Annotated in this window: 15 protein-coding genes; 9 read left to right on the plus strand and 6 right to left on the minus strand. The window is 43.0% G+C overall.

What is annotated here, in order from left to right; all coding sequences use genetic code 11:
* Window positions 1-76: 76 nt before the first annotated feature.
* Together H6571_17120 and H6571_17125 are read right to left on the minus strand one after the other, a co-directional pair.
* A complete protein-coding gene (locus H6571_17120) occupies window positions 77-2,023 on the minus strand; it encodes a gliding motility-associated C-terminal domain-containing protein (protein ID MCB9325463.1) in 1,947 nt (648 codons plus the stop codon).
* Window positions 2,024-2,118: 95 nt separating this feature from the next.
* Window positions 2,119-4,047, minus strand: coding sequence for a T9SS type A sorting domain-containing protein (locus H6571_17125; GenBank protein MCB9325464.1), 1,929 nt, complete (start codon window positions 4,045-4,047; stop codon window positions 2,119-2,121).
* Between the two features lie 880 nt (window positions 4,048-4,927).
* On the opposite strand from H6571_17125, the gene H6571_17130 reads away from it, so the two are divergent.
* Window positions 4,928-8,242 carry a glycosyl hydrolase gene (locus H6571_17130; protein MCB9325465.1) on the plus strand — a complete coding sequence of 1,105 codons (3,315 nt, stop codon included), beginning with the start codon at window positions 4,928-4,930 and terminating at the stop codon, window positions 8,240-8,242.
* A 113-nt stretch (window positions 8,243-8,355) separates the two neighbouring features.
* On the opposite strand, the gene H6571_17135 is transcribed toward H6571_17130, so the two are convergent.
* Window positions 8,356-8,775 (minus strand): TerB family tellurite resistance protein, encoded by a 420-nt coding sequence (locus H6571_17135; protein MCB9325466.1) that lies wholly within the window; start codon window positions 8,773-8,775, stop codon window positions 8,356-8,358.
* 115 nt (window positions 8,776-8,890) lie between these two features.
* Window positions 8,891-10,018, minus strand: coding sequence for a hypothetical protein (locus H6571_17140; GenBank protein ID MCB9325467.1), 1,128 nt, complete (start codon window positions 10,016-10,018; stop codon window positions 8,891-8,893).
* Between the two features lie 248 nt (window positions 10,019-10,266).
* On the opposite strand from H6571_17140, the gene H6571_17145 reads away from it, so the two are divergent.
* Window positions 10,267-12,645, plus strand: a complete 2,379-nt coding sequence (locus H6571_17145; GenBank protein MCB9325468.1) for a TonB-dependent receptor — start codon at window positions 10,267-10,269, stop codon at window positions 12,643-12,645.
* 195 nt (window positions 12,646-12,840) lie between these two features.
* Here H6571_17145 and ssb (H6571_17150) read toward each other — a convergent pair whose 3' ends face one another.
* Window positions 12,841-13,176 (minus strand): single-stranded DNA-binding protein, encoded by a 336-nt coding sequence (gene ssb, locus H6571_17150; GenBank protein MCB9325469.1) that lies wholly within the window; start codon window positions 13,174-13,176, stop codon window positions 12,841-12,843.
* A 187-nt stretch (window positions 13,177-13,363) separates the two neighbouring features.
* Window positions 13,364-13,693, minus strand: coding sequence for a single-stranded DNA-binding protein (gene ssb / locus H6571_17155; GenBank protein ID MCB9325470.1), 330 nt, complete (start codon window positions 13,691-13,693; stop codon window positions 13,364-13,366).
* A gap of 826 nt (window positions 13,694-14,519) precedes the next feature.
* Between ssb (H6571_17155) and argB the strand changes: the two genes are divergently transcribed.
* The 7 genes from argB to H6571_17190 all read left to right on the plus strand — a co-directional run bounded on the left by argB (window position 14,520) and on the right by H6571_17190 (window position 21,736).
* Window positions 14,520-15,341 carry an acetylglutamate kinase gene (gene argB, locus H6571_17160; protein MCB9325471.1) on the plus strand — a complete coding sequence of 274 codons (822 nt, stop codon included), beginning with the start codon at window positions 14,520-14,522 and terminating at the stop codon, window positions 15,339-15,341.
* A gap of 16 nt (window positions 15,342-15,357) precedes the next feature.
* Complete coding sequence (locus H6571_17165) at window positions 15,358-16,554, plus strand: acetylornithine transaminase (protein MCB9325472.1); 1,197 nt, start codon at window positions 15,358-15,360, stop codon at window positions 16,552-16,554.
* Entirely contained in the window at window positions 16,547-17,584 is a 1,038-nt protein-coding gene (locus H6571_17170) for an N-acetyl-gamma-glutamyl-phosphate reductase (GenBank protein ID MCB9325473.1), read from the plus strand. Before H6571_17165 ends, H6571_17170 begins: the two co-directional genes overlap by 8 nt.
* A gap of 22 nt (window positions 17,585-17,606) precedes the next feature.
* Window positions 17,607-18,818, plus strand: coding sequence for a bifunctional glutamate N-acetyltransferase/amino-acid acetyltransferase ArgJ (argJ, locus tag H6571_17175; GenBank protein ID MCB9325474.1), 1,212 nt, complete (start codon window positions 17,607-17,609; stop codon window positions 18,816-18,818).
* A gap of 502 nt (window positions 18,819-19,320) precedes the next feature.
* Window positions 19,321-19,872, plus strand: a complete 552-nt coding sequence (locus tag H6571_17180) for a DUF1697 domain-containing protein (protein ID MCB9325475.1) — start codon at window positions 19,321-19,323, stop codon at window positions 19,870-19,872.
* A 102-nt stretch (window positions 19,873-19,974) separates the two neighbouring features.
* Window positions 19,975-20,898, plus strand: a complete 924-nt coding sequence (locus H6571_17185) for a DUF1295 domain-containing protein (GenBank protein MCB9325476.1) — start codon at window positions 19,975-19,977, stop codon at window positions 20,896-20,898.
* A gap of 247 nt (window positions 20,899-21,145) precedes the next feature.
* Window positions 21,146-21,736 (plus strand): pseudouridine synthase, encoded by a 591-nt coding sequence (locus tag H6571_17190; protein ID MCB9325477.1) that lies wholly within the window; start codon window positions 21,146-21,148, stop codon window positions 21,734-21,736.
* Window positions 21,737-21,788 lie beyond the last annotated feature (52 nt).

The following is a 21,788-nucleotide window of genomic DNA, read 5'->3' on the forward strand; positions in this document are numbered from 1 at the left end:
TGATTGATAATAATTTTTGTTTTAGGTAGTGTTTAAGAATGATGGCGTTTTTGTGCAAGTGTTAAAACACCCCTGGCTATCTGATTACCATTACATCTCCCCGCTGAACGCCGGAAAAAGAGGCTTCTGGTGTTAGTCCAAGGTATTCATATTCAATGGAATAGGTGTAAACCCCGGTTTCAGCTTTTTCACCGTTTGGCAGATCACCATCCCATGAGGTATTTTTATCATTGCTTTGAAAAACCATACCACCCCACCGGTTGAATATGGTCATTTTGTAATCTTTTAAAGGGCCCACCGTGAATACTTCAAATAAATCGTGGATGCCATCGTCGTTAGGAGAAAAAACATTGGGCACATAAAAATTGACAATGCTGTTAACCGTTACATTGCGTGAAATGGAATCCCTGCAGCCGTTCGAAGAAGTAACCAGCAACTGGACCTCATAAATTCCCGGCATAACAAATGCAGTATTGGCATTATTTTTATCGCTGGTGGTTCCATTGCCAAAATCCCATAACCATTCCGACAGAAGGCCTGTTGAAGCATCAAAAAAGTGAACTTCAGGGCTCAGGTTAGAAGGATGCGCAGGGGAATAGGTAAAATCGGCTACGGGGGGGGCCGAAACCTCAATGAGGCCCGGTATGGTTTGGCTGCTTTTACAGTTTTCAGAATATACGACCTCCAGGCTTACGTCAAAATTTCCTGACTCAGGGTAAACGGTCGATGTTGCCAATAATTCATTACTCATGGCACCGTTTCCAAAATCCCAGGTATAAGCAATACCCGAAACAGCACTTAAATCATTAAACTGAACTTCGAGGGGCGGGCAACCTTCCAGGACATCTGCCTCAAAATCGATCACAGGAGGAGGAGAAACTTCAACATGCATGGTAAAGTTTTCGCTACAGTCATCGGCTGAATCATAGATGATGTAATGATCGCCAATCCCTGCCAAAACAGGATCAAAAAGCCCCTGGTTTTCATCAATTATGCCTGTGCCGCTCCAGGAGCCGCTGGTTATGGTTGGGTCGAGGATAACCGGATCCGCGCCATCGCAAATAGAAACACCCATGAAATTGACCACCTGGTCTCCAACAACGGTTACTACAATAGAATCTCTTACCGAGCATAAAGTGCTATCCTGTGTCTGCACATAAAAAGTCGTCGTATGTTCCGGGTTTACTGTTCGGGAAACGGCATTACTCTGATTGTCTTCCCAGAGGACCGGAAAATTAGAAAGTGCTTCAAGGGTCACACTCTCCCCCTTGCAAATTGAAATATCATCTGTGAGGGCAAGCTGTGGATCTATTCTTTCGACGATGACCTCGTCAATCCAGACGTAAGGTCCCAGAAGATAATCATCATTGTAGATGTTATAAGATGAATTTGAAAAATCACCCATATAACCAATATAGGCATATTCAAAAGCCTCGCTGGCCTGGTAATCAAATTCGACTTTTGTCCATTCGCTGCCTTCAATGATTTGCTCACAGGCCACCCAATGGTCGGACATAGCGGCAAAGTTGGCGAGGTTAGGGTTGAAAAAAGGAATTTGAGTATGATTGAAAAACATCCCCCAATGGTTGGTGACCAGGGGTTTGTCAGGATGATCTTTTTTGTTTTGAATCCAAAAGGAGATTTTGTAACAGCCACCAGCAACGAGGGGTTCGATTAATTGCGTTCCGGCCCATTCTCTTGAGCCATCCGGTCCATTGCCTTTCCAACATCCTAAAACCCCCTGGCCTTCATAGGGGAAACCACAATTGGTAGTCCCTTCTCCCAGCGGACAATCCTCCAGGCCTGTAAGGTTTGATCCGTTGAACATAGGATCCTGGTTATGATAATCAGCTGTTCCATTGGCTTCGTACCAATCGTAAAGACCGGAAAGGGAGCCCGGATTCCATCCGTACGAGCCGTCCCAATTTTCAAAACCGGGGTCAGAAATAAGATTTTGACCCTGTGTTGTTCCGAACAGGGAAAACAAAATTATAATAAAAATGATCGATTTTATTGCCTTCATAATAATAGCATTTTAGGCTTCAATACTGTTAAAAATACCGGACTGCAACATACCTTTACAGGATGTAAGCAGCCCGGATAAAGCACCTTAAGTAATTAAATCTTAATCACACGTTTGATAAAACTTCCTTCACTGGTATGGAAAATTAACAACCATGTGCCAGAGGCAAGATTGCCAAGGTCAATGGACAGTTTTTTACCAACGGGCACTTCAATAATTTTTTTCACTTGTTCTCCAAGGTTGTTCCTGACTTCGATGAAATCAATGGAAACCGCAGAATGATCAAAATCAATAGTAACAGCATTATTTGTCGGGTTGGGATAGACTTTAAATTGTTGCGCCAGTGCTGTCTCCTGGACGCCGACCATTAAATCCATGCCATCACAATCCTCATCGATTTCGTTGTTGGGAATTTCAGTTGCATTCGGATTGATGTAAGCATTGGTGTCATCACAGTCATCTGCTAAATTGAATCCGTCACCGTCAAGATCATCATCCGGAGTGGTTGCATCGCAATCATCATCTAAACCGTTGTATGGTATTTCAACGGCTCCTGGGTTGACGGCAGCATTATTATCATCACAATCTTTGTCAGAGTCATATCCATCCATATCCAGGTCAATGATCAGCGCAATGCCGTCACAATCCTCGTCTATGTCATTATTAGGTATCTCTGTGGCACCCGGATTTATGGCAAAATCATTGTCGTTGCAATCTTCACCCATTCCATAGGTATCCATATCCACATCAATAAAATTGCCGTAACGCACCACCTGTAATTCGTTGTTGTCATGAGCAGAAACTCCTGTCATTAAGATTTTACCGTCCGCTTGTATTGCCATGTCTTGTGCCCATCCCATCCATCCGTTTATGGTTGTTACATGTCCTGTCCCTCCCCAGGAAGTATCGAGTATGCCGTTTTCGTCCAATCTAACGGAGAAGAAGCCCGGAGCAGGAGTTCCGAACAAAACACCAGATTGGCCGCAGGCAATTATTTTTCCGTCGGGTTGTTCAATTAAATTATACCCGACATCACCTAACTCGACATCAATTAGAAAAATGCCGTCCTGGCCAAAGTTTGTGTTGGGTGTTCCATCCTGATTATAGGCCAAAACAATAAGGTCGTTTCCCGAAGGGCCTGAGTTCTGACCTGTAATGAGAATATTGCCATTGCTGTGAATGATCATGCCATAGGCAGTGCCATTGAATGGAGCAAGTATTTCACCATTGACCGCAAAGGTGGAGTCTATCGCGCTTCCGTCGGCCAAAATTTTATAAACAGCTAACCTGTCAGTCCCAAATGGAGCACTCTTTCCGGAGGTGATAATATTGCCATCGTCCGTTATGGCAATATTCCAGGTGTCATTATAAATGTCGCCATAATTCCAGATGAAATTGCCATGGTCACCAAAAGTGGTATCAATGACTCCATTGGCTTCAAAGCGGCTGACCACATGTCGGATTTCCGAACCAATGGAGTCGTAACTTATTCCTGCGGCCAGAATCTTGCCTTCTGCTGTGAAAGTGAAATCACGGATATAATCTTCTTTGATTTGAACAGGGTGAATAGCCAGGCCGTTGTCGCCGAAAGAAGTGTCGAGCGCGCCGTCAGGCTTTAATTTTACCAAAATAAAATCCTGATTATAGGCTGTGACAGCATAACCTCCTCCGATCATAATGGCGTCATCCTCCAGGATATCGAGGTGGTAAATTATTTCCACACCAATGGGATTAGCAAGCTGGAAGATGCCATTATTCGCAAAGGTGGAGTCAACAGTTCCATCTGTGTTTAACCTGGTTACGGCAAGATCCAGATCACCAGGGGCTGTAAAAGCTCCTGTAAAGGTGACGACAATTTTGCCATCAGACTGGATGCCTATGCCTTGGGGATTGTTATTGTTTCCGCTGGCAGACCAGGACAGAATGCCTCCATCTGCAAAAGATGGATCCAATTCGCCAACTTGTGAATAGAGCATTGGATTGCATAACAACAGCAGGATTGCTGTGTAAAAAAACTTTTTCATATTAATTACTTTTAAGGTGCGAGAAAGCAAAATCCTTCAAGATCTGCTTTATTATTAAGACAAAATTGGAGTGGAAAATAACAGGAAATTAGTACTGTATTTGTCGATATTTTGGATCGATAAATAAATTATAAATTGTAATTTATTGATTATGAATGTTTTACGACTAAATATTTGTAATCAATATTTGACAATAAATTAAAATTTTATAAAATTCGCATAAGCCTTAATTATATTTATGCGCTTAATTTCAGGAAATTTCGGCTTTTAAATGCAAATCTTGACCGACTATGAGGTGAAAAGGAAGCTTTAATACAAAAAAAACTTCCCGGATAAATATCCAGGCAGTTCGTTTTTGAAAGGGGATAAACTGCTCCTGATAAATTTCAGGACAGTTCATGTTCGGGATACCTGTTGGATTGGGATTGATGTCCGCATTGGCATCGAATCTGTGAATTTCGACTTAGCTGGGTTTGCGAGATCAACCTCCAAAGATTCCCGCATGTTGATCGATTCCGGGTTGCACATTAAAAAAGGAGAATCCCGAAATATGCTTTTCAAAAACATTGTAACTCTTGCCTGTAAACGGGAGGAATCCCTCCATAATGTCAAGGAATATTTAGCCAATTGAAACATCAGTCCTGTCAATTCAAAATAGTTGAAAATGGGTTTCCTCCTTTTAAGCCCCGGCTTTTAAAGTTCAATATATTCAAAAAAGTGAATGTTCATTTCATTCCCTTTGTCAAATTAAATATTATAACTAAATTAGGCCTCTTTCTTTCGAAAACCAACAAGGAGGACTTTGGAGAAATGAATAATTTGATCTTACATACTTTTCATTTTCCTTTCTTTGGTTGTTCTTGTTACAAACGATTTAAACATGAAAAATAGCTTTCCTAAATGGACACTCCTGCTCTTTTTGAGCCTGGCAGTATGTCTTCCTAATCAATCCTTCGCCCAGAAAAAAGGCAAAACCAAAGACAAAGAAGAAAAGGCTCAAACCCCTAAGGACACCATTATCAATGGTGCACTTGTCGGGGGGCTTAAATGGCGCGGTATCGGGCCGGCCTGGGCATCGGGCCGTATTGCAGACTTTGCTGTCAATCCCAAAAATTCTACCGAATATTTCGTCGGTGTTGCCAGCGGCAATGTCTGGAAAACGGAAAACAACGGAACCACCTGGAAACCCGTTTTTGACAATTACGGCTCTTACTCCATTGGAGTGGTTGAGTACGACCCGGGAAATCCCAATACCGTTTGGGTGGGAACGGGAGAAAATAACCACCAGCGAGCCACCGGGTATGGAGATGGCGTTTACAAATCAGTAGATGGCGGGAGTTCTTTCAAGAATATGGGACTTAAAGATTCCCGGCAGATTGGGGGCATTGTGATCCATCCTGAAAACGGGGACATCGTCTTCGTGGCCTGTGAGGGATCCATGTGGGGCCCCGGCGGCGACCGCGGGTTGTACAAAACCACAGATGGTGGAAAAACCTGGAAAAAGGTGATCGAGATCAGTGAAAATACCGGCGTAAACAATGTGATCATGGATCCATCAAATCCGAACATCATGTACGCCACTTCCGAACAGCGCCGCCGTCACCATTACGGTAAAATAGGGGGCGGACCCGAATCCGCTGTTTATAAAAGTACCGACGGAGGGGAAACCTGGAATAAGATCATGAAGGGCCTTCCCAAAGTTGACCTGGGAGGAATGGGTATTGATGTTTCTCCGGTGGATCCCAACGTGGTTTACCTGACGGTGGAAGCAGCGGAAGACAAGGGAGGTACCTATCGCTCTACCGATAAAGGAGAAAGCTGGAAGAGAATGAGCAGTTATTACAGCAGCGGACAATATTACAACGAGATTTATTGCGATCCTGTTGATGTGGATAAAGTTTACTGTACAGAGACCCGGTCAAAGGTTACCCTGGATGGTGGTAAAACGTGGAATAATATTGGCAACAATAACCGCCACGTCGATGATCACGCTCTTTGGATTGATCCGGCCAATACCAACCACCTGCTTATCGGTGGGGACGGTGGAATTTATGAAACTTATGATATGGGTGATAACTGGGACTTCAAGGAAAATCTTCCCATTACCCAGTTCTACCGTGTAGCTGTTGATGATGACGAACCCTTTTACAATGTTTATGGCGGTACACAGGATAATAATTCCATGGGAGGGCCTTCCCGCACATTGTACAGACAGGGAGCAACCAATGACGACTGGATCCGTACGGTGGGCGGCGATGGATTCTGGCAGGCTACAGAGCCGGGAAATCCCGATATTGTTTATTCGGAATACCAGTATGGAAATATGTTCCGCTATGATAGAAAAAGCGGAACGACCGAAGATATAAAACCCCGGGAAAGAAAAGACGAATTGGCTTATAAGTGGAACTGGGATACGCCTTTATTCGTAAGCCCGCATTCTCCCACGCGGTTATATTGCTCGGCCAATAAGGTATTTCGCAGTGATGACCGAGGAAACTCATGGCAGGTCATCAGTGAAGATCTCACGGCTATGGTCGATCGGGACAGTTTGAAATTTATGGATAAATACTGGAGCCCGGATGCCCTGGTGAAACACGTTTCCACCTCACAATGGGGTACCATCGTTTCGCTCAATGAATCCCCTGTTCAGGAAGGGTTATTGTATGCCGGTACCGATGACGGGGTCATTTCCGTAACGGAAAACAATGGTGCCACCTGGCACCAGGTGAAGTCATTCCCCGGAGTGCCTCAATATACTTATGTTTCTGACATCCAGGCCTCCAAACACGATGCCAATGTAGTATTCGCTTCTTTTACGAATATCAAAATGGATGATTTCAAACCCTACCTGTTCAAAAGTACAGACAAAGGTCATACGTGGACTTCTATTAACGGTGATTTACCTGTCAGCCATAGTATACATTCCATCCAACAGGATCACAAAAATCCAAACCTCCTGTTCGTTGGAACGGAATTCGGTATTTTCTTTACCGTCAACGGCGGAGCACACTGGGTGCAAATGAAATCGGGTATCCCTACTATTCCTGTAAAGGATATTGCCATCCAGGAACGCGAAAATGATCTCGTGATCGCCACTTTCGGCCGTGGATTTTATATCCTGGACGACTATAGCCCGTTGAGAGAAATTTCTCACAAATGGGCCGAACAGGATGCCTGCATTTTCCCGGTCAAGGATGCTTTGATGTATGACCAGATGAGCAAATTCGGGAACCAGGGATCCACTTATTTCAAGGCGGAAAATCCTGATTACGGGGCTACTTTTACCTATTACCTGAAAGAGGTGCCCAAAACGAAAAAAGAGTTGCGCAAGGAAGAAGAGAAAAAATTGTTTAAAGACGGCAAGTATATTCCTCAGCCTTCATGGAGGGAACTCCAGCTGGAAGAAAATGAGGAGAAATCACATTTGATCTTTACCATTTACGACAGTAGTGATAAAGTAATTCGCAGGATGACAAAAGCGCCTTCAAAAGGCATCCAGCGCTTGACGTGGAATCTTTCCTACGATGCTCCGTTCCCGGTTTCAACAAAGAAATTCGACCCCCTGAAATCCGGCGGCGGCCGTGGGGGAAGAGATGTGGTTCCGGGAACTTATAAGGTTGGGCTCCAGCTGTGGCACGAAGGGGAATTGTCAACGCTGGTGGATCCCGTTGAATTTAAAGTTAAAGAACTCAACAACAGTACATTGCCTAAAGGTAATGTGGCGGTGGCTACCGCTTTTGATGATGAATTGATCCGGTTGAATGCCGCGATTCAGGGAGCAGACCGTTTGACGGAGGAAATGATCGAAAAGGTCGAAACCATCAAACAAACGCTTTATGCGACCCCGGCAGCTTCAGAGGCACTGAAGGATGAAGCACGGGCTTTAGGTACGGAACTCGAAGCCATCAAGTTTGCTTTTGACGGTGTTCCGGCCAGGGCAAGCTGGGAAGAAATACCACCGGCAAAAATACCGCTCACCAAGAAATTTAGCGAGCTGCTTTACGGTCGTTCAGGGGCCACAACGGAACCAACCGGTACTCAAAAGCAGAGTCTGGAGATCGTAAAAGCGGAGTTTCCGCCAATTCTGGAAAAGATCAGGGATATTGCAGAAAATAAATTGCCTGCTTTGGAGAAAAAACTCGATGAAGTAAATGCCCCATGGACACCGGGAAGAGTGCCGGATTGGAAAAATTGATAAGGAAGTAAATAGAATGGAAATTTAACCGCAAGGGGGCGCAGGGAAGGCGCAAGGATCGCAAAGGTTTTTATGCGAACTTGCGCCTTCCTGCTGCTTGTTGGTTCGTTATTTCACAGCACGGGGTCTCCCTCCTTTAGCAAAAGTGCCAGCTTGCTCAGCATAACCAGTTCGGATTTATTTCTTTTTGAAAAGGCCGACGCGATTTCATAGGCTGTTTTCCAGATCAGCTGTTTGACGTCTTCGGTAAACAGGTATTCGTGAGTATCTTTAAATTCCTTAAATTCCTCAAAACAGTCGTAAGGTTCAACACAGGCATCTTCGAGCCAGTCGAAGATGAACTCGATCTGGAAGGCCGCATCGGTGTCGAACGGATCTACGGTATCCTCTAAGGGTAACCAGTCTGACTTTATGATTTCTGCCAGTTTTTCATATTCTTCCGGTCGAACCTTTTTATCAGCTGCTGCAACCGCGTAGAACAGTTTGCCTGTGTTTTGATAAAATCTGTTCATCACATCTTCTGAAGGTTTCATGATTCTGAATTTTGATGTTAATGTTTAATGTTTTGGAAAACAGGATTTTATTGTGGGCTTTACCCAATTGCGGCCACCTCCTTTGAGGCGGATAGAATAGTATTAATATTTTTACTTACTTGATGGTTCGTTTATGGACGGGCGATTTTTTATACTCAAAGTGGTTTAGCTCGGAAATTCGGTTGGGATCGAAATTAGGATCGTCGGAATAAATGACAAAATCGCTGTTGCTCGACCAGCGGTGATCCCAAAGGTTGGTTCCCAACTCAATCTCATTGGTATATGGGTTGACGTATTCTTCCTGCCCGGTGAGGTTGAGGTACATATCGTTTTGGATGATTTCGTTCGTTTTTTGGCGGTGGTTGGTGATCTCCTGTCCTATCCGGTTGATCTCTTCCAGGGTGGCGTTCATGATGCCTGCCCGGGTCATCTGCCCCCTGACCTCGCCGATCACCCATTGCCGGTTGAGGGTGACGGAGTTGCCGATGGCGGCGAATAAAGGTTCGAATTCTTTCAGTTCCCCTTTCGGTGCGCGAATGGAATAGGTGTACCGGTTTTTCCACATGCCTGCCCCGGCCTGCCCGAGGTTCATAATAGCCACCACGAATTTTTCCTCATAAGTCGTTCCCTTTTCAACGTATTCCACGGTGGTGACCGATGCGGCATAGGAAAACCCCATTTCGATGACCATGTTGTCTTCCTGTCTGACGGCCCTGGCGAGTTCAGGCAGATCCTTTTGACTGGTAATCTTTGCCTGTGTAGCACCGGGATGGGCATAAGGCAGTACCACCTGTACGGCAAATTGCGAAGGCGACATAAAAGGCAACACCGTCATGCCGTTGTAGTTGCTTCCCACGGGAAACATACCCATTTGACCGGCGGGGGAGTACCTGGAATCGAAATAGAACATATCCGGGAACCAGTGGGTCATGACGCTTCCCGTGGCATCCTTTTTGATGATGAAATCGAGTTTGGCCTCGATCGCATTGGCGGCTCCGCCTCCTGTATTGGGATCGATACGGAAGATGCCTCCTTCGATTTTCCAGTCCTGTGGAATAAGTACTTTAAAGGCTTTTTCACGGGGTTCCCATTGCCAGTTGAATACGTAATAAGTGAAGTTTGCAGGAACAGATTCCCGTCCTGTTTCGGAAGGACTTATGGATGCCTCCGCTTTGTTCTGCCTAGAGGCATTGCAGGACAGGAAGAGCAGCAGAAAAATGGTATTAAGACAAAATAATTTCATGACAAAGAGATTGGTTCTCTAATCCGGGCACGAACAAATTATGTCATAAAATCAACAGAGGCGACTCTCTCAAAATTACAATTATTTGGCCAAACAGGCAATGTTTTGGGAGGATCAATATTCAAATTTGATGTCTTTAAATATAGGGGTAAATAATTCCCGGAGCCAACCGTTAAATCCTTACAATTTGATGACTTTACAGCCAGTTTGAAAAATTACCTTTGCGCCCGAACCAGACCAGACATATTATGAAACGAATATCGGCTATTACGGGCTTTTGTTTTTTATTCCTCCATTTCTCCTTTGCCCAGGGAACCATCATTGAGGGAAAGGTACTTAATTTCATCAACCACGAATCGTTGCCCTTTGCCACTATTCGGGTAACTGAAACAGGACAAGGGACCGTTGCCGACAGCACGGGGTATTACAAATTGGAGTTGCCGGCCGGATTATACAACATAGAAGCTTCGTACACAGGTTACGGGGCTGTGGTAAAGCATGAAATCCAAACTCAATCGTCCAAGCCTGTCGTCGTAGATTTTGAATTGCAGATGATCGGTAATGATCTGGAAGAGGCCGTGGTTAAAGCGGAAGCTTTCCGCAACACTTCGGAGAGCCCTTTGGCACTCCAGCGCATCAATGTCCATGAATTGATGCTCATGCCCGGGGCGACGCTGGATGTTTCCAAATTTATCAAAACCTTACCGGGGGTTTCGCCAAAAGTATCTTTTGGGTATAACCTTATCGTTCGCGGTGGAGCCTCCAATGAGAATAAATTTTATCTAGATGGAATTGAGATTCCGTCTATCACCCATTTTACGGTCCAGGGAACCAGTGGAGGACCCAATGCATTGCTTAATGTGCTCATGCTCGAAAGTGCAAGCCTGCACAGCAGTGCCTTCCCAGCTTATGCCGGTAATGCGTTGAGCAGCGTTATGGCGTTCAACCAGCGGGCAGGGAGAAAAGATCGTTTTGGCGGTTCTTTTAGTTTGGGGGCCACCGACTGGGGATTTCTACTGGAAGGCCCCATGGGAAAAAAATCGTCTTTTCTTTTTTCTGCCAGGGAGTCTTATTCCCAGCATGTGCTCAAGGCCATTGGGGTTCCTGTCATCCCTTTTTATTCTGATGTGCAGTACAAGCAGGTGATCCAGTTCGATTCTAAGAATGAACTCATTTTGACCGGGGTGGCCGGTTACGACAAATACACCCTTAACCTGGGGGCTGAACCAACAGCGTCCCTGCTCTACAATACCGGTTATATTCCCGAAGGGAAGCAGGTTGTATATGCGGCCGGGGCGGTTTACAAACACTACCTCGACAAAAGCTACTACACGGTGGTTTTGAGCCGCAACTATTTTTACAATTTTGCAGAGAAGTTTGTCAACAACAGCGGAGAGGAAACGGATCGGTTGTTTGATTATACTTCAAAAGAAGCCGAGAATAAATTGCGGATCGAGCACAAGCTCTTTCGCGACAAAAAGGAATGGAACTACGGCCTGGCCCTCGAATCCGACCAGGTGGATATCCGGGAATATTCCCTCATTTCCCGAAAGGCCAATGAAGTGGATGAAGTAAATTTCCATAGCCTGATGAATTTTGTGCGCTACGGTGCTTTTGGTTCCTTCAGTCAAAAATTTGCAGGAGATGACTTCTCGCTTTATGCCGGTTTGCGGATGGATGGTAATACTTATTCGGATTTGATGAAAAATCCTCTAAAACAGTTGTCGCCAAGGCTTGCACTTTCCTGGCAATTCAGGAAAGCCTGGCAGTTGAGCGCTAATGCGGGACGTTATTTCCAGGTACCTCCTTATATATTAATGGCTTATGCCGAGGCAGGAGAATTCACGAACCGGAAGGCCCTGAAATACATGCAGAGCGACCATCTTGGGCTCGGGCTGGAGCACACCACGCCTAACGGGTATCGGTTGAAGCTCGAAGGTTTTTATAAAAAATACAGGGATTACCCATTCCTTTTAAAAGATTCCATTTCCTATGCCAATGCCAATGCAAATTTTGTGCTGGTGGGCGACCAGCCGGCGGATGCGCGTTCCGAAGGAAGGGCGTATGGAGTGGAGTTCCAGATCAAACAAAAGTATCACAATTCCTGGTCCTGGTCACTCGCCTACAGCTTTGTGGTAAGCCAGTTTGAAGATACGAAGGGCACTTTGGTTTCTTCTTCCTGGGACAATCGTCATTTCGGGACGGTCACCATCGGCAAGACTTTTGGGAAGAACTGGCAGGCAGGGCTCCGCTGGAGTTTTGCGGGGGGGAATCCTTACACACCTTATGACCAGGCGACTTCAGGATTGCGGTCTGTTTGGGATATTAATCACCGAGGTATTCCGGATTATTCAAAATTGAACCAGGAAAAATTGCCTGTTTTCCATCAGCTTGATTTGCGTATTGACAAGCAATTCAACTTTAAGCGCTGGTCGCTGGCCCTGTTCATGGATATCCAAAACGTCTATGCTTCTTCTGTGCCGGTGATTTCGTACCTGACGGTTGAGCGAAATGCAGATCTGACTCCGCTGGTCGATCCCGGCAATCCGGAGCGGTATAAAACGACCCTGCTGCAAAGCGATACGGGGCGGGTTCTGCCGAGTATCGGGTTTGTGGCGGATTTTTGATGCTGCGATGCTTTGATGCTGCGATGCTACAATGCTACAATGCTACAATGCTACAATGCTACAATGCTGAAATGCTACAATTCTTTGGTGCTTCAATGTTGGAATACTTAGAAACAGTCCAGGGAAAAGATGAGGAGACACTTCGGGGAGGGGGATGCCTTTGCCCGAAGTGTCTTTTAAGTGAGTATCAGATCATTAATTGGCGGGTTTTGCCCCCAGCATGGTAAATTCGTTGACCACGATCTCTGTGGTATAACGCACCTGCCCGTTTTTGTCCTCATAATTGGAGTACGTAATTTTACCTCTCGCCGCGATTTCCTTCCCCTTTTTCAGCCAGGTATTGGCCAGTTCCGCGGTTTTGCCCCACAGTACACAGTTGTGCCATTGGGTGGTGGTGACCTTTTCTCCTTTGTTGTTTTTAAAGGTCTCATTGGTGGCCAGGGAGAATCTTGCGACGCTGTTTCCGCCTTCCAGTTTTTTCAATTCGGGGTCTTTCCCCAGGTTTCCGATTAATAATACACTATTTTTCATAATGGTTGTTTTGTGGGCAACTGCCCGGTTAATACTTGTTGCTCGTTGAGGAGTGAGGTGACATCTTCGCCGGGACTGCAATGCGAGTATGCAAAAGGTGTCGTCTCACACACTGTGCGTTGGAGAGATAACACCTTTTCGCCATCGCTCCATTGCTTTTCGCGAAGATGTCGCCTCCGCAACCAACTCAATTCATCAACATAAATTCATTGACGATTACTTCGCTGCGGAAGTGTTTGATGCCGTCCTTGTCGTCGAAGGAGCGGTGGGTGAGTTTGCCTTTTACGGCCACTTCCTTTCCTTTTTTGAGCAGGACGTTCATGATCTCGGCCACTTTTCCCCAGCCGACGAGTTGGTGCCATTGTGTTTCTACGTGATGATTACCATCCTGTTTTTTGTAGATTTCTTTGGTGGCAATGGTCACTCGTGCGATGGCGTTGCCGTTGTCCAATTGTTTGAATTCGACATCTTTGCCCAGGTTGCCGATGAGTTGAACGTTGTTTCTAAGATTGTTCATTTTACGTAATTTAAAAGGTTAACTAATGAAGGTTCCTGTCGTGCCGGCCAGACAAAAACCGTTTGATCAACTGTCGATGCAAAGATGTGGGACGAGTCAAGTTTTATCCGTTGAATAGCCGTTTAATGTCGTTTGTAGCCGTTTGTAGCCGTTTGTAAACGGGTGTTTTGATTTGATAATATGCTTAATTTGTTGATATTCAATTATTTGTGAAGTTTTTAAGCTGGGCGGTGAGACGGTAAAAAATTGCGAAGATTTTTCTTTGTTTTTGGTGGGACGGGGTTGCCGTTTGAAAATAAAATTGCAAGTCTCAATAAAAATCATTATAATACGCTCTAAGGGTTCATTAATTTAATTCAAAAATCTATTGATTTGGCGGAAATGTTTAAAAAAAACTCAATTTCAAAGCGAATATTCATCACGAAGCAAAAACAGGGATGAATCCTTTGTTTTTAAATGCTGAGGATTTTAATACGGCTATTTCCACAACCCACCATTAAAACGGCCCTCCTCCCAATTGGATATTCGTCTGCTTACAACCGCTTACTAAGTGAAATTAGACATGCACTTATTTCAGGATAAAGATGCAATGTGGTAGGTGTTGTAAATATGAATATGATTATAGCTGATATTTCGAGTTTACCTGATGCAAAGCTGGTGATGAGACAATCATTATAAGAATACAAGGCGACTTGGAAATAAAACTAAGTGCGTTTAGCGATATAAGCGATCGACTTAATTATGAAGTTTTGGCTCGCTTGCCGGAATCCATTAAACTAAAAGTCACATAAATAATCCTGGCTTTAATAAGCTATTAAAACGAATAATGATAGGAAACATAATATTATTTAAGTATGGCGGAAATGCCATGACGAATCAAAATCTTAAATTGAAGATATTGGAAAACATCTGTTCCTTGAAAGATAAAGGATACCAGGTGGTGATTATTCATGGTGGTGGCCCCTTTATTAAACAAACACTAAAAGTGGCCAATATCGAATCAGATTTCGTTGATGGACTACGAAAAACTACCCCTGAAGCCATGGAATATGTCGAAATGGCATTGAAAGGAAAGGTTAATGGAAGCCTGGTTTCAATAATAAATCGAATGGGTTATAAAGCTGTGGGTTTATCCGGGAAAGATGGACAAACCGTTCTGGCTAAAAAACATATGCATGTACACATGAAAGACGGAAAAGTCGAACTGGTTGATTTAGGACAGGTGGGCGATGTAGAAAGCGTTGACACTTCCTTAATCGAATTATTATTGGAAAATGACTTTATTCCGGTAATCACTTGTATTGCTTCTGATAAAAAGGGGCTTGATTATAATATTAACGGCGATCTGTTTGCAGGCCATATAGCTGGCGCACTTTCAGCAGCACAATATATTATTTTAACAGATGTTGACGGATTAATGCTAGACAAACATAATCCGGCTTCCATTATCCATGAACTAAAAGTAGCTGAAATACATCGGCTTAAAGAAATAAAATGTATACAAGGCGGGATGATCCCAAAAATAGATTCTTGTAAAATTGCCTTGGAAAAAGGAGCTAAACTCGCAAGAATCATCAACGGAACAGTTCCAGAGCAGATTGCTACCCTTTTTGAAAATAAGGAAATTGGAACAGCCATCAGCGCATAATTTTAAAACAGATATAATGACACAAAAATTAAACAACACATACACCGATCAAGACAAAAAGTATTATTTACAAACGTTTAAACGTTACCCTTTGACTTTCGATCACGGGAAAGGGGCACGCATTTGGGATGTGGAAGGCAACGAATACCTGGATATGTTGGGAGGTATCGCCGTAAATAGCGTTGGACACTGTCATCCAAAAGTAGTAAAAGCAATTCAGGATCAGGCGGCCAAGCTCATCCATATTTCAAATTTTTATCTAAGCGAGCCACAGGTGATGCTTTCTAAAAAACTGGTGGAATTATCAGGTTTAGATCGGGTATTTTTTGCGAATAGCGGAGCCGAGTCTGTTGAGGGCGCGATTAAAATAGCCCGTAAATATGCACACAGTGTTGGACGGGGAGGAAATATCATTTCTTTTGAAAACTCCTTTCACGGACGCACCCTGGCCACTATTGCAACGGGTAAAAAAGCCTATCAAAAAGGATTTGAACCTATTCCGGAAGGATTTTCTCAAGTACCTTTTAATAATATTGACGCCATAAAAAAAGCTGCCGACAACAATACTGCAGCCATCATTATAGAACCTATCCAGGGTGAAGGAGGGGTAAATGTAGGGGGTAAAACTTTCTTAAATGAATTGAGAACCTTTTGCGACGAACAAAAAATTGTGTTGATTTTCGATGAAATTCAGTGTGGTATTGGTCGGACAGGAAAAATGTTTGCCAAAGAACATTTTGGGGTAGAACCCGATATAATGACTTTAGCCAAAGCATTGGGCGGAGGTGTTCCAATCGGTGCCATTCTTTCGAATGAAAAAGTAAGTGCTGCCATTGATTTTGGTGATCATGGCACTACTTTCGGAGGCAACCCATTGGTGTGCGCGGCTTCATTGGCAACATTAGAAGTTATTGAAACAGAAAATCTATTGCAACAGGCTGAGGAAAAAGGCAATTGGTTAAAAGCTGAAATTGCAGCTATGAAAAATCCGGACATCAAAGAAATCCGGGGAAAAGGATTGATGCTTGGCATAGAATTTAATTTTGAGACAAAACCTTTAGTGCAGAAAATGCTTGAAAATGGCGTATTGGCCAATGCTACTGCCGACAGGGTATTGCGCCTGGTGCCGCCTTTAAATATAAGTTATGAAGATTTGGAGCAGGCAATGGAAGTACTAAAAAAATCATTAAAGGAAATACAAGGCAATGACTAAAAAGAAAATAGGAATTATCGGTGCAACGGGTTATACCGGCTCTGAACTGGTACGTATTCTTACCAATCACCCCGATGTTGAGATTACCATGATTACTTCTGAAAGCCGGGCCGGGGAATTATTTTCTGATGTGCATCCTTTTTTACAGGGAATTGCGGATCAAAAACTGGTGACCATAAATCAAATCGATCAATATGAACTTGATCTTGTTTTTCTGGCGTTACCTCACGGCGTTTCCATGGATTTTGTGAAACGGTTTAAAGGCAAATCTTTTAAAATCATCGATCTTTCAGGAGATTTCCGGTTGAGTTCGAAGCAAGTTTACGAGGAGTGGTATAAAATAGATCACATTTATCCCGAAGGTATTGAAAAAGCAGTTTTTGGAAGTCCTGAATTATATTTTGATAAAATTAAAGGCGCGAATTTAATTGCGAATCCGGGCTGTTTTCCTACCACTGCAATTTTAGGTCTGGCCCCTTTACTAAAAGCTAACCTGATTGAAACAGATCGAATTATTGTCGATTCAAAAACGGGGGTTACCGGTGCGGGAATAAAAGCAAAAACAGTAAACCTTTATTCGAATGTAAACGATAATTTCAAGGCGTACGGATTAAAAAATCATCGGCATACTATTGAAATCCAAGGGATATTGGATCAGATTTCAGGAAAAGAAACATTGATTCAATTTACGCCGCATTTATTGCCTGTGGACCGGGGCATTTTAACGACTATTTATGCACGCCCTACCCAGCAAATGGATGAAATCAAACTAAAAGAACTTTACGCCGCCTTTTATGCCAAGGCGCCTTTTGTCAGATTAAGAAAACAAGTGCCCGCCATAAAAGATGTCAGGGGTACCAATTACTGTGATTTATATGTAACCTATGATATGCGAACCAATATGGTGATTATTGTTAGCGTTATTGACAACCTTATAAAAGGAGCAGCCGGACAGGCAGTTCAAAACATGAATATCATGTTTGGCTTAGGAGAAACCAACGGATTAAATCTAATTCCGCTAAACCCATAACATTTTAAATTATTACAAAAAAATGATTAAAAATATAACAAACGTAAGAGGAATAACCTGTTGGGGAGCTCATTCAGGGGTCAAGTCTATGAAAAGGGATTTAGCCATCATTTATTCAAAAGTGCCGGCAAGTGCGGCTGCGGTGTTTACACAAAACCAGGTGGTTGCAGCGCCGGTTACCTTATCAAAAAAAAATATAGCAGACGGCAAAGCCCAGGCCATTGTAATTAATGCAGGAAATGCCAATGCGGCAACCGGAGAGCAAGGAAAGGAAGGGGCCGAAGCCATGGCAGAAACATTAGCAGACGAATTGCAGATTAAAAAGGATCTGGTTTTGGTCGCTTCAACGGGTATTATAGGGGTTAAATTTCCTACTACCGAAATTGTTGCGGGCATTCGTGACAATGTAAAGAATCTTACCAACAGATCCAATGCAGGATCCTTTGTTGCCAATGCAATTTTAACCACCGATACATTTGCTAAAGAAGGTTTTGTGGAGTTTGAAGTTGATGGCCGTGAAATTAACATGGGAGGAATTGCTAAAGGATCAGGAATGATTCACCCCAATATGGCCACGATGCTGGCCTTTATTGTCACGGATATTGCCATTGAACCTGCGATTTTAAAAACAGTAGTAAAAGAGACGGTTGATAGAACATTTAATATGATTACTGTAGATGGTGACACCTCTACTAATGATATGGTTATCATATTGGCTAATGGATTGGCTCAGAATGATATAATTAAATCTAAAAAAGATAAGGGCTATCCTATTTTCAAGAAAAATCTGGAAGAAATGATGGTCCATCTGGCTCAGCTTATTGTTTCAGACGGAGAAGGAGCTTCAAAATTTATCGAATATGAAATAGTAAATGCACCCACTGAGGAATATGCAAGAACTATGATTCGAAAAATTTCAGATTCCTCCCTGGTTAAAACAGCCATGTTTGGCCGTGATCCCAATTGGGGAAGGATTATCAGTGCAGCAGGTAATGCCGGTCTTCCTTTTGATTATGAAAAAATTGATCTTTATATTGGTTCTGAAAACAAAACGATAAAGGTGTTGGAACAAGGAGTCCCATTGGAATTTGATCCCAACTACATCAAAAAACTGTTGAGGGAATCACATCTTAATATTGTACTGGATCTTCATAATGGGAAAGCAAAAGCAAAAGGCTGGGGAACAGATTTAACAACCGATTACGTGCTATTTAATTCGGTATATTCGACTTAAGTGAAGGAACAAAAATAAATTGAACCATTTTGGGGTAGACTCCTCTTTACGAGGGTTGGGGCGAGCGAGGGCAATTGTTCAATTTGTTTTTGATCACCTCCTTAATACATTTCAATATTTAATTCAATTCATTGTTTATCTTAACCAATTACAATGGCTTTTGGAACATTAGATATAAAAATGCGTATTCCGATCTCACTCGGAATACGCATTTTTATATATTTAACCTCATTTTATTAGGAAGCCCTGGGAATTGATTCATTGAATTTAATAAAAAATGCAGAAACGTAATTATATACTTTATCCATTATTGCATCAATACTTCTATTGCTATTGGCAATTTTGATTTATCCAAAATCTTTTAGAAATTTTACCTGTTTTGCAAAAAATAACCCTCATTATAACAATTATTTGGATGCTGTTTTTACATTATACTACGAAGCATGATGACTTTGTAATGGTGCAAACTGAAAAACAGTGAATAGAAACTGAAAAAAAGTAAATGAAATCTGAAGCATTAAAAAAATATGTAGCTTTTTTGCGCGGGATAAATGTAGGGGGGCATCATAAGGTTCCCATGGCGGACCTGGTGAAAGAGATGAAGCATTTGCATTTTGATAACGTGGTAACGCTACTGAATTCAGGCAATATAATATTTGACTCCTCCAACGCTAATATAGAAGAACTCGAAAAAATGATTTCGGATCATCTTGAGCAAAAATTTGGCTTCCCCATTCCCACCATCATCAGGACCGCTCAAGCGATTGAGATATTGTTCAAATGGAATCCTTTTCAAAACATCACCGTTACAAAAGACATCAGGTTGTACGTGTCCTTTTTGAAGCATGAAACTGAATCTAACCTGTTGTTACCCTGGACAGGCGAAGACCTGTCCTATACGATCATGGACATCAGGGAAGGGGCCATTCTGAGTGTCCTGGACCTTTCCGTATCCCACACCCCGAAAGCCATGGAAGCCCTGGAGAAATTTTTCGGAAAGGATATCACCACCAGAAACTGGAATACAATAGAAAGGATTGTTAAAAAAATATAACTTGAGTCCGTTTTTGGACAGGCCCTAAATGTTTCTGTTTTCAACGAACCATATTATCTTAGGGCTTCTTTTATTCAAAAATGCATGCTAAAAAGATAAATGATGTGGAAAACCGTCCTTTTCCTGATTTTTACCCTGATCGTTGTGCCCGTATTGACTTTCAGGTTCGACGTGCCCTTGACCGGGCTTCAGCAAGAGACTTTGCACACCCTGCTTTATGTTTATGGCGGGGCCGCCCTCCTATGTTTTATCCTGAGCAGTTTAACCGGCAATTACAGTCAGGTCGATAAGTTGTGGAGTATCATTCCCGTGCCTTATGCCTGGATCATTGCGTTTTATTCGGACTTTGAGCCCAGGATAGTATTGATGGCCGTTTTGGTAACAATCTGGGGCATTCGCCTAACCTATAATTTTGCAAGAAGAGGCGGATACTCCTGGAAATTCTGGACCGGGGAGGAAGATTACCGCTGGGCCATCTTGAGGGCCAAACCTGAATTTCAGGCCAAGTGGAAATGGACGGCTTTTAATTTCTTCTTTATTTCAGCCTATCAAATGGGGTTGATCCTGTTGTTTACTCTTCCAGCGTTGAAAGCCATGGATAGCGAGGTCGCTTTAGGCCTGCCTGATTACATTCTGGGATTATTGTTTGTGGGTTTTGTAGTCATGGAATTTGTGGCAGACCAGCAGCAATACAATTACCAGGAGGAAAAATATCGCCGGAAAAAGAACGGTAATACAGATGCTTTTCACGAGATCGGGTTTACCCATACCGGCTTGTGGTCTTACATGCGTCACCCGAATTATACCGCAGAGCAAAGCGTCTGGATCGTCTTCTACTTTTTTTCGGTGGTCGCTACCGGCATTTGGCTGAATTGGTCCGTCGCAGGGGCCCTGCTTTTGGTGCTTTTGTTTAAGGGAAGCTCGGATTTCAGTGAGGAGGAGTCTGCAAAAAAGTACCCGCTTTACAAAAGGTATATGAAAGAAGTAGGACGCTTTGTACCGGTGGGGAAGAAGTTTAAAGTTTAAAAATATATTGAACCATTTTTGGGCAGACTCCTTTTTTAGGGATTGGGCGAGCGAGGGCAATTGTTCAATTTATTATTGGTCACTTGCTTAAATCTGTGAAGTCTTAGTTATTCTGTTTAGAGGGCCTAAACAATGAAAGGATGGGGATCGATAACCTGAACGGATACTTTAGTATAGATTAAAAAAGTCCGGAGGCAGCTGCCATATCTGGGGCGTTAAAACAATTTTTCGACAAATGAATCTGGACATGGATAAACACCGGCACTTTATTGTTCATAAGCCTTTTGGCTATCTTTCTCAGTTTGTTTACAATGAAAACAGGCGCCGAAACAGAAAATTATTGGGAGATTTGGGGGAGTTTCCGGAGGGGATTATGGCTATTGGACGATTGGATCAGGATTCAGAAGGCTTGTTATTGCTGACGACAAATGGCAAAGTAAGTGAGGAGGTGAGAAGTAAAAAGATTGAAAAAGAATATTATGTTCAGTTAGATGGACGTATTACAAATGAAGCCATACAATTATTAAAGGAAGGAATAGAATTAATGTATGGGAAAATAAATTACAAGACCTTGCCATGTAAATCTCACCTTTTAGACCCAGCCCCGAATTTTGAGCCCAGAACAAAAAAAATAAGAGATGAAGCGCATGGACCTACAAGCTGGTTGTCTATTACGATAGGAGAAGGAAAGTTCAGGCAAGTGCGTAAAATGACGGCTGCTGTTGGATTTCCAACATTACGATTAATACGTGTCAGGGTTGGAAATATTCACCTCAATGAATTGCCTGCGGGTAAATTTAGGGAAGTCGATACCTTCGAAATGACGAATTCAGATTAATTTGAATCATTAATGAAAAATGTAAAAAGGTTCTATAGAATTTTAAAAAAAT

Source organism: Lewinellaceae bacterium, assembly GCA_020636105.1.
In the GTDB taxonomy this organism is placed as follows: domain Bacteria; phylum Bacteroidota; class Bacteroidia; order Chitinophagales; family Saprospiraceae; genus BCD1.

Coding starts and splice junctions, on each gene's coding strand:
- H6571_17145 (MCB9325468.1), top strand. CDS start 10,267: ATGAAACGAATATCGGCTATTACGGGCTTTTGTTTTTTATTCCTCCAT.
- H6571_17130 (MCB9325465.1), top strand. CDS start 4,928: ATGAAAAATAGCTTTCCTAAATGGACACTCCTGCTCTTTTTGAGCCTG.
- H6571_17180 (MCB9325475.1), top strand. CDS start 19,321: ATGAAATCTGAAGCATTAAAAAAATATGTAGCTTTTTTGCGCGGGATA.
- H6571_17135 (MCB9325466.1), bottom strand. CDS start 8,775: ATGAAACCTTCAGAAGATGTGATGAACAGATTTTATCAAAACACAGGC.
- H6571_17185 (MCB9325476.1), top strand. CDS start 19,975: ATGTGGAAAACCGTCCTTTTCCTGATTTTTACCCTGATCGTTGTGCCC.
- H6571_17125 (MCB9325464.1), bottom strand. CDS start 4,047: ATGAAAAAGTTTTTTTACACAGCAATCCTGCTGTTGTTATGCAATCCA.
- H6571_17140 (MCB9325467.1), bottom strand. CDS start 10,018: ATGAAATTATTTTGTCTTAATACCATTTTTCTGCTGCTCTTCCTGTCC.
- argJ (MCB9325474.1), top strand. CDS start 17,607: ATGATTAAAAATATAACAAACGTAAGAGGAATAACCTGTTGGGGAGCT.
- ssb (MCB9325470.1), bottom strand. CDS start 13,693: ATGAACAATCTTAGAAACAACGTTCAACTCATCGGCAACCTGGGCAAA.
- H6571_17190 (MCB9325477.1), top strand. CDS start 21,146: ATGGATAAACACCGGCACTTTATTGTTCATAAGCCTTTTGGCTATCTT.
- H6571_17170 (MCB9325473.1), top strand. CDS start 16,547: ATGACTAAAAAGAAAATAGGAATTATCGGTGCAACGGGTTATACCGGC.
- argB (MCB9325471.1), top strand. CDS start 14,520: ATGATAGGAAACATAATATTATTTAAGTATGGCGGAAATGCCATGACG.
- ssb (MCB9325469.1), bottom strand. CDS start 13,176: ATGAAAAATAGTGTATTATTAATCGGAAACCTGGGGAAAGACCCCGAA.
- H6571_17165 (MCB9325472.1), top strand. CDS start 15,358: ATGACACAAAAATTAAACAACACATACACCGATCAAGACAAAAAGTAT.
- H6571_17120 (MCB9325463.1), bottom strand. CDS start 2,023: ATGAAGGCAATAAAATCGATCATTTTTATTATAATTTTGTTTTCCCTG.